Source organism: Granulicella pectinivorans (genome assembly GCF_900114625.1).
Lineage (GTDB): Bacteria > Acidobacteriota > Terriglobia > Terriglobales > Acidobacteriaceae > Edaphobacter > Edaphobacter pectinivorans.
The window spans coordinates 73,555-89,643 of sequence record NZ_FOZL01000002.1; the positions used below are offsets into that span (position 1 = coordinate 73,555).

At 61.2% G+C, this 16,089-nt stretch carries 7 protein-coding genes; 2 read left to right on the top strand and 5 right to left on the bottom strand.

Going from position 1 to position 16,089, the window contains the following annotated elements; genetic code table 11:
- Positions 1-28: 28 nt before the first annotated feature.
- Positions 29-2,443: a heavy metal translocating P-type ATPase gene (locus tag BM400_RS18145; RefSeq protein ID WP_089842305.1), complete on the bottom strand. Its 2,415-nt coding sequence runs from the start codon at positions 2,441-2,443 to the stop codon at positions 29-31.
- 236 nt (positions 2,444-2,679) lie between these two features.
- On the opposite strand from BM400_RS18145, the gene BM400_RS18150 reads away from it, so the two are divergent.
- Together BM400_RS18150 and BM400_RS18155 are read left to right on the top strand one after the other, a co-directional pair.
- Positions 2,680-4,074, top strand: a complete 1,395-nt coding sequence (locus BM400_RS18150) for a glycoside hydrolase family 30 protein (RefSeq protein WP_089842307.1) — start codon at positions 2,680-2,682, stop codon at positions 4,072-4,074.
- Between the two features lie 37 nt (positions 4,075-4,111).
- A complete protein-coding gene (locus tag BM400_RS18155; protein ID WP_089842310.1) occupies positions 4,112-7,072 on the top strand; it encodes a glycosyl hydrolase family 28-related protein in 2,961 nt (986 codons plus the stop codon).
- 100 nt (positions 7,073-7,172) lie between these two features.
- Here BM400_RS18155 and bglX read toward each other — a convergent pair whose 3' ends face one another.
- The 4 genes from bglX to BM400_RS18175 all read right to left on the bottom strand — a co-directional run bounded on the left by bglX (position 7,173) and on the right by BM400_RS18175 (position 15,857).
- Positions 7,173-9,476 (bottom strand): beta-glucosidase BglX, encoded by a 2,304-nt coding sequence (gene bglX / locus BM400_RS18160; protein ID WP_245782013.1) that lies wholly within the window; start codon positions 9,474-9,476, stop codon positions 7,173-7,175.
- A 127-nt stretch (positions 9,477-9,603) separates the two neighbouring features.
- Entirely contained in the window at positions 9,604-11,334 is a 1,731-nt protein-coding gene (locus BM400_RS18165; protein WP_245782014.1) for a CRTAC1 family protein, read from the bottom strand.
- A complete protein-coding gene (locus BM400_RS18170; RefSeq protein ID WP_175529136.1) occupies positions 11,300-12,442 on the bottom strand; it encodes a tetratricopeptide repeat protein in 1,143 nt (380 codons plus the stop codon). The genes BM400_RS18165 and BM400_RS18170 overlap by 35 nt, the downstream gene beginning before the upstream one ends.
- 115 nt (positions 12,443-12,557) lie before the next feature.
- Positions 12,558-15,857 carry a TonB-dependent receptor gene (locus BM400_RS18175; protein ID WP_245782015.1) on the bottom strand — a complete coding sequence of 1,100 codons (3,300 nt, stop codon included), beginning with the start codon at positions 15,855-15,857 and terminating at the stop codon, positions 12,558-12,560.
- Between the last annotated feature and the right edge of the window lie 232 nt (positions 15,858-16,089).

A 16,089-nucleotide genomic window follows, 5' to 3' on the forward strand; every position in this document is an offset into this window, starting at 1 on the left:
AGCCGACAAACTCCACGGAAGCCGCCTGCTACAACTTCGCCGACCGCAATCGCAACGCATTCCCGATCACCGAAACCGAACTCAGACTCATCGCCGCCGCCGCAATCATGGGACTCATCACCACCCCGAACACCGGATACAGCACTCCCGCCGCGACCGGCACGCCAATGACGTTGTAGAAGAAGGCGAAGAAGAGATTCTGCCGGATGTTTCGCATCGTCTTCTGGCTCAAAACCCGCGCCTTGACGATTCCCAGCAGATCGCCGGAGACCAGCGTGATCCCGCTCGTCTCCATTGCGACATCGGTCCCGGTCCCCATCGCAATCCCGATCTGCGCCTGCGCGAGCGCCGGAGCGTCGTTCACCCCGTCGCCCGCCATCGCAACGATGGCTCCGGACGCCTGCAGTTTCTGGATCTCCTCCGCCTTCCGCTGCGGGAGGAGATCGCCCTGAAAGCTGATACCGAGCTCTTTCGCCACGGCTGAGGCGGTGCGCCCGCTGTCGCCGCTCATCACAAGAATCCGCAGGCCCGCCTGCTTCAATTGCCGGATCGCCTCCGGCGTTGTCTTCTTGATTGGATCGACGATGCCCATCCAGCCGGCGAATCTTCCGTCATACAGAAGAGCAACGACCGTCTGCCCCTCCGTCTGAAGCTGCGACTCATAGCCGTAGTCAGGTTTCCAGGCAGGGCAGATCTTCGTCAGCCAATCCGACTTCCCGAGGTAGGCTTCCTTCCGAGCGATCACGCCGTGGATCCCGCTCCCGGTCACCGATTGGAAGCCCGTGACCGGCGAAGGCACGATGCCCTTCTCACGAGCCGCAGCCAACACCGCACCGGCCAGGGGATGCTCGCTTCCCTGCTCCAGACTCGCTGCCAAATGAAGAACCTGGCCCTCGTCGAAACCTTCCGCCGGAACGACCTTCGCAACCCGGGGCTTGCCTTCCGTCAGCGTTCCGGTCTTGTCGATCACCAGCGTATCGACCTTCTCAAACGTCTCCAGCGCCTCTGCATTCCGGATCAGAATCCCCTCGCGCGCGCCACGACCGGTTCCTACCATGATCGCCATCGGCGTAGCCAGACCAAGCGCGCAGGGACACGCAATCATCAGGACAGCCACCGCGCTGACCAGCGCGTGCGCCATGCGGGGTTGAGGCCCCCACACCGCCCAGACCACGAACGTCACGGCCGCAACCAGCAGAACAGCAGGCACAAAGTACCCCGCCACCGTATCCGCCAGCCGCTGGATCGGAGCCCGCGACCGCTGCGCCTCGCTCACCATCTTCACAATCCGCGCCAGCAGTGTCTCCGCTCCCACCCGCTCGGCCTGCATCACAAAGCCGCCCGTGCCATTCACGGTACCGCCAATGAGCTTCGCGCCCGCTATCTTCTCCACCGGAATCGGCTCGCCGCTCACCATCGACTCGTCGACCGAGCTGCTCCCGTCGACCACCACGCCATCGACCGGCACCTTCTCTCCCGGCCTTACCCGCAGCCGGTCGCCCACGCGAATCTCCGCGAGCGCAACCTCCGCTTCAGTACCATCGGCGGCAATCCTCCGCGCTGTTGTCGGAGCGAGTCCCAACAAAGCCCGGATCGCGCTACCCGTCTGGCTCCGCGCCTTCAACTCCAGCACCTGCCCCAGCAGCACCAGCACCGTAATCACCGCAGCCGCCTCAAAGTAGAGCCCCGGCTGCCCCGACATCCTGTCCCGGAACGAAGCTGGAAACACTCCCGGCGCAACGACCGCGACCACACTATAGAGATACGCCGCCCCCGATCCCATCGCGATCAGCGTGAACATATTCAGGTTGCGATTGACGATCGACACCCAGCCGCGCTCAAAGAACGGCCATCCGCCCCAAAGCACCACCGGCGTCGCGAAGCAGAACTCCGCCCACCCGACCCACGCCCCGGTCAGAGACCGTCCAAACGCATCGAGAACCATCACCGCCAGCAGAGGAAGCGTCAGCGCGATCCCTACCCATAGCCGCCGGGACATCGCCTCCAGCTCCGGATTCGCCTCCGCGATCGTTACCTCCCGCGGCTCCAGGGCCATCCCGCAGATCGGGCACGCGCCAGCCGCATCCCGCACCACCTCCGGATGCATCGGACACACCCACTCCCGCCGCACCGCCGGCGCCGCCATCACGGCCGGCTCAAGCGCCATGCCGCACTTCGGACATGCCCCGGGGCCCATCTGGCTGACCTCAGGGTCCATCGGGCAGACGTGCTCCGTCTTCGCCTCAGCCTCGGTAGGAGTTGCCGCGACCTTCGGCGCGAGATACTTTCCGGGATCGGCCTCGAACTTCGCCTTGCACCCTGCCCCGCAGAAAAAGTACGTCGTTCCCGCATGTGCCACGGAGTGCTTCGCCGTAGCTGGATCGACGGTCATGCCGCACACCGGATCCAGCACCTTCTCCGCAGGTTTCTCGCAACAGCTCATGATGTATCCCCCTTTCAGTATCGACCTCGCCCCTGGAAACACCAAGGCACACCCGTGAAAACGCAGGAGCGCAGCGATCCTTACACCTGCCTCCGAAAACAAAGACAATCGCTTGTTTCAAGGGCAAATGCCATATCCCCCTCTTGACAGCCACACCTCCCGGGGCGCTGAATGGATGCGTCCCGCAAGCGTATGTCGATCCCAATAATTTTCCAACCGACCGAGGTCCTCCGCACGTGAACCCTGCCCGTATCGTCTTTGCCGTCTTGTCCCTCAGCGCATTCGCCCTTCCCGCCGCAGCCCAGCAAGCCACCGTCTGGCTCACCACGCCCGACAGGACCAGCCTCCTCGCCGAGCAGCCCCAGCGCCTGGCGTTCGCAAAGAGTAAAGCCCCAGGCATCCTCGTCGACGACAAGACGAAGTTCCAAACTATGGACGGCTTCGGCTACGCCCTTACCGGCGGCTCCGCCCAGCTCATGATGAAGATGTCGCCCGCCGCCCGCACCGCGCTGATCCAGGAGTTGTTCGGCAACGGCCCCGCCGATGTTGGCACCAGTTATCTCCGCGTCACCGTCGGCGCGTCCGACATGAACGACCACGTCTACACCTACGATGACATGCCCGACGGCGAAACCGACCCCGACCTCAAGCACTTCTCCCTTGCACCCGACGAGGCCGACGTCATCCCGGTCTTGAAGGAGATCCTCAAGGTCACACCCAAGATCAAGATCCTCGCCTCGCCATGGACCGCGCCCTCCTGGATGAAGGACAACAACAACGCCAAGGGCGGCAGCCTGAAGCACGAGTACTACGGTGCCTACGCCACGTATTGGGTGAAATACCTCCTGGGCATGCAGGCCGCCGGCATCCCCATCGACGCCCTGACACCGCAGAACGAGCCTGAAAACCCCAAGAACACCCCCAGCATGGTGGTCACCTCCGAGCAGGAGGCCGACTTCATCGGCAACTACCTCGGACCTGCCCTCGAAAAGGCCGGCCTCCACACGAAGATCATCTCCTTCGATCACAACTGCGACAACCCGAACTACTCCATCGACCTGCTGAAGAACCCCGCCGCCGCCAAGTACACCAACGGCTCCGGCTACCACCTCTACCGCGGCGAGATCACCGCTATGACCACCACGCACAATGCCTTCCCCAATAAGAACCTCTACTTCACCGAGCAGATGGTCATCGCGCGCAAGAACGATACCGGTCTGCAACTCGCGAAGCCCGTCGCCCGCCTGATCATCGGCGCACCCCAGAACTGGAGCCGCAACGTCCTGCTCTGGAACCTCGCCGCCGATCCGCAGAACGGCCCACACACCGCCAGCGGAGGATGCCCCATCTGCACCGGAGCCATCACCCTCGACGGCGATAAGATCACCCGCAACATCGCCTTTTACACAGCCTCCCAGGCCTCGAAGTTCGTTCCTCCCGGCTCCGTCCGCATCGCGTCCACGGGCCCAGCGGATGCTCTTCCTCACGTGGCCTTCCTCACGCCGAAGAAGAAGCACGTCCTCATCGTCAGCAACACCACCGACCAGGTCAGCACCTTCGTCTTCGGAGCCAAGGGCAAGTCCGCCACCGCCACCCTCCCTGCCGGGGCTGTCGCGACCTACGTCTGGTAATCGCAACCACATTCGTTACAAATTTACGGAGCCGCACATGTCTCTCATCCGCCCTCTTGTCCTGGCGCTCGCTGCCACGTCCATCGCCGCTCACGCCCAGTCTTTCTACCCCGTTCGTCTCGAAGACAAGACCGCCGTCTACCTCACGGGAGCCAAGGGCGACGGCGTCGCCGACGACACCGCCGCCCTCCAGAAGGCCATCGACAAGGTAGCCGACACCACCCACCAGGGCATCGTCTTCATCCCCTCCGGCAACTATCGGCTGACCCACACCCTCTACATCTGGCCCAGCATTCGGCTCATCGGCTACGGCCCCACGCGGCCCGTCTTCACCCTGGCCGCCAACACCCCGGGCTACCAGACCGGACCGTCCTACATGGTCATGTTCACCGGCGGCCGCATCAACGCACAACGCACCGGCGGCGTGCAGCGCCCCAATGCACGGCGTCCGCCTCCGGTCGTGTTCCCGGGCACCGTGCCCGCCACACTCGGCGTACCGGACGCAAACCCCGGCACCTTCTACTCCGCCATGAGCAACATCGACTTCGACATCGCCGACGGCAATCCCGGCGCCGTCGGCATCCGCCTGCACTACGCGCAGCACTGCTTTCTCACCCACATGGACTTCCACATCGGCTCCGGCATGTCCGCCCTGCAGGACGTCGGCAACGAGGCCGAAGACCTCCATTTCTACGGCGGCCAATACGCCATCATGACCGGACGTCCCTCGCCCGGCTGGCAGTTTACGCTGCTCGACTCCACCTTCGACGGACAGCGCGAAGCCTCCATCCACGAGCACGAAGCCGGCCTAGCCCTCATCAAGGTCACCTTCAAGAACGTTCCCACCGCCATCGACATCGAGCCCAAACACATCGAAGAGCTCTGGATCAAAGACTCGCGCTTCGAGAACATCTCCGGACCCGCCATCGTCATCTCCAACGAGGACTCGCGTCTCACGGAGATCAACATCGAAAACGCCCTCGTCGACCGTGTCGCCACCTTCGCCAAACTGCGCCAGAGCGGCAAGACGTTCTCCGGCAGCGGCGCCACTTATCGCGTCGACACCTTCCTCCACGGCCTGACCTTCGATACACCGCAGTCCAGAGGTGAGATTGTAACCAGAATCAGCACAAAGCCCCTCACCGCCCTGCCGCCCGCCGCAGCACCCGCCATCCGGCCGCTGCCCACGCAGATCGGATGGGCCAACGCCCTCGAACTCGGCGTCAAAGGCAACGGCACCACGGACGACACCGCGGCCCTCCAGCACGTCATCGACACCAACCGCACCGTTTATCTGCCCAGCGGCCGCTATCTCCTCACCGACACCCTCAAACTCCGCCCCGATACCGTCCTGATCGGCCTTCACCCTAGCACCACGCAGCTCGACCTCGCCGACTCCACACCCGGCTTCGACGGCCCTGGCGAACCGAAACCCATGCTGCTCGCTCCTGCGGGAGGTTCCACCATCGTCGAAGGTATCGGCCTCTTCCCCGGCGGCATCAACAGCCGGGCTGCCGCCGTCATGTGGATGGCCGGTAAAGACTCCATGATGAACGACGTCCGCTTCCTCGGTGGCCATGGCACCAACAACGCCGACGGCACCCGCATGAACCCCTACAACAACGCCCACTCGGCCGATCCCAACCTCGCCTACAAGTGGGACGCCCAGTACCCAAGCCTCTGGATCCTGAACGGTGGAGGCGGTGTCTTCACCAACATCTGGACGCCCGACACCTTTTCGCAGGCAGGCCTCTATATCTCCGACACCAAGACCGAGAGCCACATCTACGAGCTCTCCAGCGAGCACCACGTTCGCAACGAGGTCAAGATCAAGCGGGCCGCCAACGTCGAGCTCGTGGCCCTGCAAACCGAAGAAGAGCGTGGCGAAGGCGGGCAATGTCTCCCGCTCGAAATCGAGGACTCGGAGAACATCACCGTCGCAGAGATGCACGGCTACCGTGTCGTCTCGAGCTTCGTTCCCTACCCTGCAACCATCCACGTTACAAATTCGAAAAACATCCGTTTCCGCAACCTGCACATCTACTCCGATAGCAAAGCGGCCTTCGACGCGTCCGTCGTCGACGACGACAGCCACACCACCAACCGCGAGCTTGAGCTAGCCTCCCTCACCATCCCCGAGCACACCTCCAACGCGCCGTTAGCCAAACACCCCGAAGCCCACCGCATCGCCAGCGGCTACTTCAACGCCTCCAGCGCCACCACGGACTCGCACGGCAATGTCTACTTCGTCGACACCGTGAAGAACCACATCTTCCGCTACCTGCCCGCATCGAAGCGCCTCGAAACCGTCCGCGACGCCCCCCTGGACGTCGCTAACATCTTCTTCGACAAGAGCGACAACCTCATGGCCGTCTCCTACGCAGGCACCGGCACGGTCTACACCTTCAAACCCGACGCCCCATCTACCGAACTCACCCTCCTCAAGCCCCAGCCTTCCACGCCTCACCCCGGCGCGACGGCCGTCTTCTCCGTCGACCACTGGCGCTTCGATGTGGACATGAACAACGACTTCGCCACCCTGACACCATGGCAGTACATCTCCCCCGACGGCAGCACCTTTCTGCCCGCCGGTGAAGACTTCGTCTCGGGCCAGCTCTACTACGGCATCAAGATGGCCGATATCCTCCGCGCCTTCACCCTGGGCAAAGCCACTACCGGCAAGACCGTCTACATCAGCGATGAGCGCCAGAAGAAGACATGGACCGCCACCGTCAAAGACGATGGCGGCCTTTCGAACGTAAAACTCTTCGCGACCCAGGGTGGCGAGTCCGTCGTGGTCGGTCCCGACGGCAACATCTACATGGCCGCCGGACAAATCTATATCTACCGCCCCGACGGAATGCAGATCGGCCAGATCGACGTCTCCGAGCATCCTACCAGCATCGTCTTCGGTGGCAAGGACCGCCGCACCCTCTATATCGTGGCTCGCACCTCCCTCTACGCAGCAGCCATCCCACCCGCGTCGAAAGCCCCATAAAGAACAGCCGCATCCCTTCCATCATGACAAAGCCCCACCTCGAAAGGGTGGGGCTTTGCCGTAGAGTGCAACCTCGTCACCGAGACAAGAGCATCGCTTTCTATTTTGTAACTTCGAACGTTGCATGATTTTCCGTAGAAGCCGAGCTGTTCCCAACCCAGAGGTCGAACGTGCCCGGCTCTACAGCAAACTTCCGCGTCGCCGAGCTCCAGAATCCGAGCTCATGGCTATCGAGCGCAAGCGTGACCGTCTGCGTCTCGCCAGCCTTCAACGAAACGCGCTTGAAGCCCTTCAACTCACGCACGGGACGCGATGCGCTTCCCGCTCTCTGGTGCGTATAAAGCTGCACCACCTCATCGCCCGCGACATTGCTGTCATTCTTCACGTCGATCGACACCTGCATGGTTCCATCCGCAGCAACCTTAGCCGAGCTCATCTTCAGGTTGTTCATCGAGAACTTCGCATAGCTCAGCCCATATCCAAACGGATACAGTGGAGCACTCGATCCATCCCAGTACAGCGCAGCGGTCTCGTGCGGATTCTGCCGTAGATAGTGCGCGTAGAACAACGGCTCCTGCGAAGCCGAACGAGGGAACGTAGCCGGCAGCTTCCCACCCGGGACAGCATCGCCAAACAGCAGATCCGCGACGGCATTGCCGCCTTCAGTCCCCGGATACCAGGCCTCCAGAATCGCCGGCACATGCTGAGCAGCCCAATCGATTGAGAGCGGACGCCCATTCATCAGCACCAGCACCACCGGCTTACCTGTAGCCACCGCCGCCTCCAGCAACTCCTCCTGCTTACCCGGCAGATCGAGCGACAAACGCGAAGCCTTCTCTCCATTCATGTTTTGCGACTCGCCCAGAACCATGATGGTCACATCGGCCGACTTCACCGTGGCAATCGCCTCGTCGAACGCTGCCTTCTTCTCCGCGTCGGTATGCATCGTCACCGGCACCGGCGGGAACTGCGGATCGAAGATCGAGTGTCCCGTCCGCTCAATCTCCACGCCCTTGGCGTACTTCACCACATCCGGCGTAGCCGCGAACCGCTGCTTCAGTCCTTCCAGCACGCTGACGTTGTCGGCAGGATGGCTCGCCAGACTCCACGATCCACCGATGTCCACCTTCGAGTCCGCCAGCGGTCCAATCACCGCAATCGTTCCCGGAGCCTTCTTCAACGGCAGCAGATTTCCCTCATTCCGCAGCAGCACCGCAACTTCAGCACCAGCCTTGCGCGCCGCGGCCCTCTGCTCCGCATTCACAAACTTACCCGGAGCCGCAGCCACATCGGCATATGGATGCTCGAACAAACCAAGCTCATACTTCACGCTCAGAATGCGCTTCACCGCCTCGTCGATCGTCGCCATCTTCACCGCGCCACTCTTCACCTGCGCCGGCAGATTGTCGCGAAACACATGGCCCGTCATCTCCATGTCCATGCCCGCATTGGCCGAGATCGCCGCCGCATCCGCGGCATCCTTCGCCATGCCATGCGTCTGCAGTGCATGCACTGCATCCCAGTCGCTGACGATGAATCCCTTGAAGCCCCAACGCTCCTTCAGCACATCGCGCATCAGCCAGCGATTGCCCGCAGCCGGCACGCCGTTCAGATCCATATACGCGGTCATGAATGTCCCCGCGCCCGCCTTCTCCGCCGCATGGAACGGAGGCAGATAAATGTTCTCGAGATCGGCATCCGAGATATTGGACGAGTCATAGTCACGCCCGCCATCCGCCGCCCCATAGCCTGCATAGTGCTTCACGCAGGCCACAATGCTATCCGCATTGCTCAACGAGGAACCCTGGAAGCCGCGCACCTGAGCCTCGGCCATGCGTGCGCCCAGATACGGGTCTTCGCCCGCGCCCTCCATGATGCGTCCCCACCGGGCATCATGCGCAATGTCCACCATCGGCGCAAACGTCCAGCGCACACCCGCAGCCGAAGCCTCCATCGCCGCATGCCTCTGGGCCAACGTAGCCAGCTCAGGCTTGAACGAAGCAGCCATCGCCAACGGCACCGGATACACCGTGCGGAAGCCGTGAATCACATCGAACCCAAACAGGATTGGAATATGTAACCGCGATTGATCGACGGCGACATGCTGCAGCGCATTGATGCGCGCCGGATCGGTGACGAACAGGAACGAGCCCACCTGCCCCGCCTTGACCATGTCTTCGGCCTTGCCCGCGTCGTCGGTGTTCAGAGCGATCTGGCTCATCTGCCCGATCTTCTCTTCGAGCGTCATCTTCTTCAGCAGATCATCGACAAAGCGCGCTTCTTTCGCACTGGGAGAAGGCGTCTGCGCCATCATCGGCATCACGGGCGTCAGCACAACAGGAAGCAGCAGAGAAACTGCGACGGCGCGCATAAAACGCCGGGGGCTCTCGAAGACATAATCCATACGACACACTCCAGAAGGGAAAGCCCGCCTTCCGCTTGCACTGGGCCAACAGCAGGGTCGGACAAACCATAGTAGACAAACGATTGTTTCATTGTCCATCCCTTCGTCCGAAAACCGGACGAAAGCCCTATTTCCTAGTCGAGGCGTTCCCCCGGATCAACTCTCCACCCTGCTTCAAATGGTAGAAACCATCCGCCGCCACATGATGAAACGTCTGCGGAGTCGCTCCTGGCCATTCCACCACCATCGTCTCAATCTCCTTCGCCCCTCCAAGCCCAAAGTGCAGCCGGAGATCGCTCTGCGACAGATAGCTTCCACCCGACCGCACCTCGCCCATCTGCGTCACGCCCCCGGAACTCACATGGACCCGCGCATTCAGCGCCATCCGATTCTTCGGCGCGCCCTCCAGTTCCACGCTCACCCAATGATGCGCGGGATTGGGCCGCGACGAAAGCACCTCCGGCTCGCCCAACAGGTTCTCGATCACCACATCCAGCGCACCGCGGTTGAACAGGTCGCCCACCGCAAGCCCTCTGCTCACCTGCGGCACAGCCAGCGGATCCCCCGCGCCCATCTTCGCCTCTTCAAACTTCCCATTGTGCTGATTGCGGAACAGCACAGCCGGCTCACGATAGTGAATCCCGAGCTTCGCCGAGTCCACCTGCGGATACACATGCCCGTTCACCAGCATCAGATCGAGCCACCCGGAGTTATCCAGGTCCAGAAACGCATCGCCCCACCCCACATACGGCACCGTGGCCCGCGCCACACCCGCCGAGTGCGACACATCCGTAAAGTTCATCGCGCCATCATTGCGATACAGCGTCATGTACTCATCGCTGAAGTGGCTGATCGCGACGCTCATCCGCCCCTTGTTCTCAAAGTCACCCACGGCAAGCCCCATGTTGGCCTGCTCCACGCCATCTTCGCTGAACGCCACACCAGCATCCGCGCCGACCTCCTTGAAGGTCCCATCGCCCTGGTTGCGATACAGATAGTTCGACTCACCATCATTCGCCACAAAGAGATCGAGCTTGCCATCGTTATCGAAGTCCGTCCACACCGCGCCCAATCCGAAGTAGTGCTGTTTGTCGTCCACCCCAGCCTGCGCCGCAACTTCAGTAAACGTGCCGTCGCCGTTGTTGTGGTACAGCGCATCCCCCGAACCCTTCAGCCCACGCGGCCCGCACTGCACCGCCACCTCGTGATACTGGCACGTCTTCGCCGATCCAAACTTCGGCAAATCATCCAGGTGAAAGTCCACATAATGCGGCACGAACAAATCCGGAAATCCATCGCCGTCATAGTCGCCAAACGTCACCCCGGTCGCCCACCCTGAATCCTGCGCGAGCCCCGCCTTCGCCGTCACGTCCGTAAACGTGCCATCCCCATTGTTGCGATACAGCACCACCCCACCAAAGCAGCTCACCAGCAGATCCTGCCTGCCGCTATTCGTCACATCCGCCACCGCCGCGCCCATGGCCCAGCAGGGCGTCGCAATCCCGGCCTTATCCGTTGTGTCCGTAAACGTCCCATCGTGGTTGTTGCGATACAGCGCCCCCCGCGCCTTCTTGCCCGCCATCGCCATCGACACGCTCGGAGCGTTGGTAAAGTAGATGTCCAGCCAGCCGTCGCCGTCATAGTCGAACAGCACCACCCCACCGCTCATCGACTCGACGATGTACCTCTGGTCCGGGCTCGACAGATGCGCAAACTTGATCCCTGTCGAGGCCGTGACATCCACAAACCCCGGCTCAAAGGGCCCCGCCTTCTGTGCCACGACACAGCCCGCCGCCAGCGCCAGAACACCCACCACCAGAGCTCTAATGGGCCGCCCCCGCATCGTCCGCAGCACCATGCGGAGCCTCAATCTTCATCGCGCCATACACCTGCCGCAGCCCTTCCTTCATCGCCTTGTACCGCTGATACTCCGCCAGCTCCCTCTTCGCATCCTCCGGCCTCTTCATCGTCCGGTACAGCGCACTCAGCCGAAAGTGCGCCAGCATATTCGTCGGATCGGCCTTCAACGCATCGAGCAACAGAGGCAGCGCCTTGTCGTTCTCGTTCTGCTCGCTGTACACCCGTGCCAGCCCGATCGCAGCCTCCGCATTGCCTGGCTGATCCTTCAACGCCCGCTCATAAAATCCCCTGGCTCCCACCATATCGGAGCGGTCCGCGGCAAGGTCCCCAAGCCGCACCGCCGCCTGGACCTCATGCGGATTCTTCGCGAGCGCGATCCTGTACTCCGCCTCGGCCTGCGCCCTGATCTCCTGGCTGTCCGACCCATGCAGCGCCTCGGCCAGCTCAAAGTGAACTCCCGGCAGATTCGGATTCGCGGCGATCGCCTTGCGAAAATTCGCAATCGCTCCCGGCAGATCGCGCACCCGCTCGAGTTCATGTGCAATCGCCTGCTGCATCTGCCCCGACTTCGGCGCGGCCAGCGATAGACTCAACAATGCCTCACCGGCCAGATCGCTATGCACCCGGTACGCCGCATACAGGATCTCCGGATCGGCCGGGGCCGTCTCCAGCAGCTTGCCAATCGTCACCGCCGCCGATGGAAGATCGTTCCGCGCCGTATCCACCTCCACCAGCGTCAGCCCAACTTCCCTGTGGAACTTCGGATCCAGGTCGCCGTTCAAAGCCCCCCAAAGATCGCCGCGAGCCGCATCCAGATGTCCCATCTGGTACTCGCAGAGCCCCAGCAAACCGCGTATCTTCGCCAGCTCCGGCTGCAGCTCCACCGCCTTCCTCAGCGGACCTTCCGCCTCCGTAAAGCGCCCTTGAAAATAAAGCAGCACTCCAAGATTGGCTTCGGCATCCACGTTGTTCGGATCGGCCGCAACCAGCGCCGCGAACTCCGGAATCGCCTTCTCAGGCTGCTTCGCCTTCAGATATTCATTGGCTCGCCGTGCATGCTCCTGCGGCGTAATCGTCTGCGCGGAGCAGAAAGATGCGAGGGCCATCGATACACCGGCCAGGCCACACCGCATTCGATGAAACATCGACATAAAAGCTCAGCCTTAAAAACAAATCGGGAAGCGGACAGCGACCGAAGCCGCTATCCACTTCCCGAGGTTATCAGAAGGAGAAACGTCCGCCGAGCTGGATGTTACGTCCGCTGTTGGTCGTTCCCGTGATCACACCCGAGTTCACGCCGAACGAGGAGCTCGGGTTCGAGAAGTTGGCGTGGTTCAGCGCGTTCGTGGCGTCGATGCGAAGCTGGAACTTGTAACGCTCCGCCCACAGGTTGAACGTCTTGCCCATGGACAGATCGAGTCCGATGATGCCAGGGCCATACACGTCGTTCCTCTGGTTGTTGCCGAACGTTCCATTCGCCGGAGCCGCAAACGCTGCTTGGTTGAACCAGTTGGTCAGCGTACGCGCACCCCTCGGATCACCGATCCGGTTGGGATACAGGTTGCCCGAGGTATACGACTGCGCGATGTTGCTCGGCACCGTCACCGTGAACGGGTTACCCGACTGCAGCACGAAGGTGGAAGCCAGGTTCCATCCGCCGACAAACTCATCCACGAACTTGTTGTTGTTCAGGAAGTACTGTCCACGTCCGAAAGGAAGCAGGTAGATCGCGTTGCCCTTGAACGCATGACGCGTATCGAAGTTCGACGGACCGTAGTTGGCATCCACGTTGTTTGCGTTCTGGTAGGTGAGCGTGCCGCCACGGCTGCCCCACGCCGACGAATCCGCATCGTCGAGGAAGTGCGACCAGACATAGCTCGTGTTGATCGAGAAGTTGGTCGTCAGGCGGCGCTGGAAGGTGAACTGCAGCGAGTTGTAGTTGGCACTGGCATTGTTCGTGCTGCCCGTGATGTTGCCCTGGTTGGGGAACGGACGGAACTGTTGATCGCTGATCGCGAGCTTGCCAACAGGCACTTGGTTGATATCGACCGAGAAGTTCAAGTTGCTGGACTTGCTGCCCACATACGCGACGGTTGCCGCCATGTTGCTGCCAATCTGCTTTTCGATCGTCAGGTTGTACTGCTGGATCTTCGCGACCGGGGTGTTCTGCTGGTTGTAGGAGGTCGACGTGCCCGCACCCGTGAAGTTGCCAGGATTCGTGCTCGCCGCGACATAAACGAACTGAGGATTCGTACCCGACAGAGAGCCCGCCGGCGTGAAGCCGTTGGTCGTATCGCTCAGGCTGCCCGAAGAACCGAAGGCCGAACCTTCACCGCTGCCGTAGGTATCAAGGCTCCACAGGTAAGCGTAGATGCCGTAGCCACCGCGGACAACCATCGTCGGGTTCAGCGTGTACGCAAAACCTACACGAGGAAGGAATGTGTCGTACACATTGTTTTGCAGTTGCGTGCGTCCATGGTCTGCGTTCGCCGCATACCACTGCCCGCCCAACGTACCGGTGACAGGATTCATCACCAGCGGATCGAACGTCCTCTGGTTCTTCTTCGCGTCGCTCCAACCCTGCATGATCTGGTAGCGGAGGCCCAGGTTGATCGTCAGGTTCGAACGAACCTTCCAGTCATCCTGCACGAACATCTGCGGAGCCTTCTGGCGTCCGGCAAACTCAGGCGTCACACTTGCCGACCAGTTCTGGATATCGCCCAGAAGGAAGTCCGCGTAAGCGTTGCCCGAAGCCGCAACCTGCTTCGTTCCCGTGCAATACGTGCACTGCGTGTACACACTGGTAAAGCCCGTCGTCGCTCCGTTGACGTTGCCCCACGCCGTCGAGTTGTCCTGGAAGATCAGGTACTCGCCGCCGAAGTGCAGCACATGGTGTCCACGCACCATCGTCACCACATCCGAAGGATCGAAGTTGTGCTCCTTGTACACAGCCGTCGTTCCAGCCGAGAGTCCGGTGTAGCTGCTGATGTTGATCGTCGGGAAGATATCGGCCTTCGAGAACTGAAGACCAAGCGCGGCGGGATAGCCCTTGCCAGCCGTCTGCGTGGCGAAGAAGTTCAACTGATTCGTATATCCGATGCGAAGCTCGTTGATCGTGCGCGAGCTGATGTTCCATACATCGGTAATCTGCGAGTTGGTGCTGTCCACGTCGCCCGTGTAGCAGTTCAATGGGCAAGGAAGAGCATTCGTGTACAGTGCCGGGTTATCGCGCTTCGTCACCGAAGCCGTAAGACGGTTGCTCGGAGAGAACTGGTAGTCGAACCGGCCGAAGTACTTTTTGAAAGGATTGCTTCCGCGCACCGAGTACGCGTAGTTGTTGCTCGTGATGCCGGTCGAAGCCGATACCGTACCGGCAACGTTCGGTAAAGGAAGAAGAGCCTGCGCCTTCACCGCCACGGGATCCAGAGTGGGCAACTTGTTGTTCGCAAACTGTGTGCGCTTGATCGCGGTGACCGTCTTGCCGGTGCTGTCCACATACGTGGCATAGGTGCTCGTGCTCGGATCGTAGATCGCGGCCAGCCCCGTAAAGTCGCCGTTGCGCATCGCGACCGTCGGTACCGTCGCAAAGCCGGTTGAAGCGCTCAGGTTGATCACCTGGTCGTAGTTGAAGTAGAAGAACGCCTTGTCATGACCGTTGAACAGGTGAGGGATCACCACCGGACCGCTGAACGAGCCGCCAAAGTTATGGAACCGCAGGTAAGGAGCAGCCTTGGCGAAGTAGTTGCGCGCATTCAGGAAGTCATTTTGCGCATACTCATACAGCGACCCATGCCACTTGTTCGTGCCGCCCTTCGAAATCTGGTTGAACGCCACGCCTCCGATGCCATACTGCGCCGAGAAGGCCGAGGTATTGATCTGCACCTCCTGCACCGTCTCGAACACCGACACATCCGCGTTGCCCGAGTGCGACAGCGCCGACGACGCACCGTCGTTCAGCACCGCGTTGTAAGGCAGGTTGCCGTTCACCGAAAGAGCCTGCCCCGTCGCGCCATACTGCGTCGTGCCGGTCGCGCCCGGAATCAGCTTCACGAAGTTCTGCCAGTCCTGTCCCTGGTTGGGCAGAGCCTGCATCTCCTTCGCCACCAGCGTCGTCGACTGCTCGCCCGACTCGGTCTTGATCAGCGGAACATCCGTGTTGACCACAATCTCCTGGCTCACACTGCCGACCGCCAGCCTGGCATCGATCTGCGTCGTTCCCACGCTCAGCGTGACCGACGAACGAACGAACTGGCTGAAGCCATCCTTCGAAAATGAGACCTTGTACACGCCGGTCACGATCGAACCCGTATCGAACAGGCCGGCCGAGTTCGTGTGGTACTCCTCGCTCACACCCTTTTCGAGGTTCAGCACCGTAACGGTCACATCGGGAAGAACGGCGCCACTCGAATCCGTGACCGTACCACGAATATCCGCCGAGTTAGAATTTTGCCCCCACAAGGTGGAGCCCGTACACATGAGAACGAACGCAATCAGCGCAACCGCCGACCAAAGCTTCTTCATACTGCCTCCGAAAAAAGTCCATCAAAGACCTCAAGGCAACCGGAACCAAGTCAAACGCTTGTCTAAGGTTGTCTCGAAGTCGGCCCCTATTCAAGCTCCGCCGAAGGAAGGCTGTCAAGTTCTTTTTTGCAATAGGGAATTTCCCCAGAAAAAACACAGACAAGCGCTTGTCTAAGAAGCTTTTTCCGCGCACACGTCAACCTTTTGGAGGAGAAAAGTCCTCCTCCAGGGA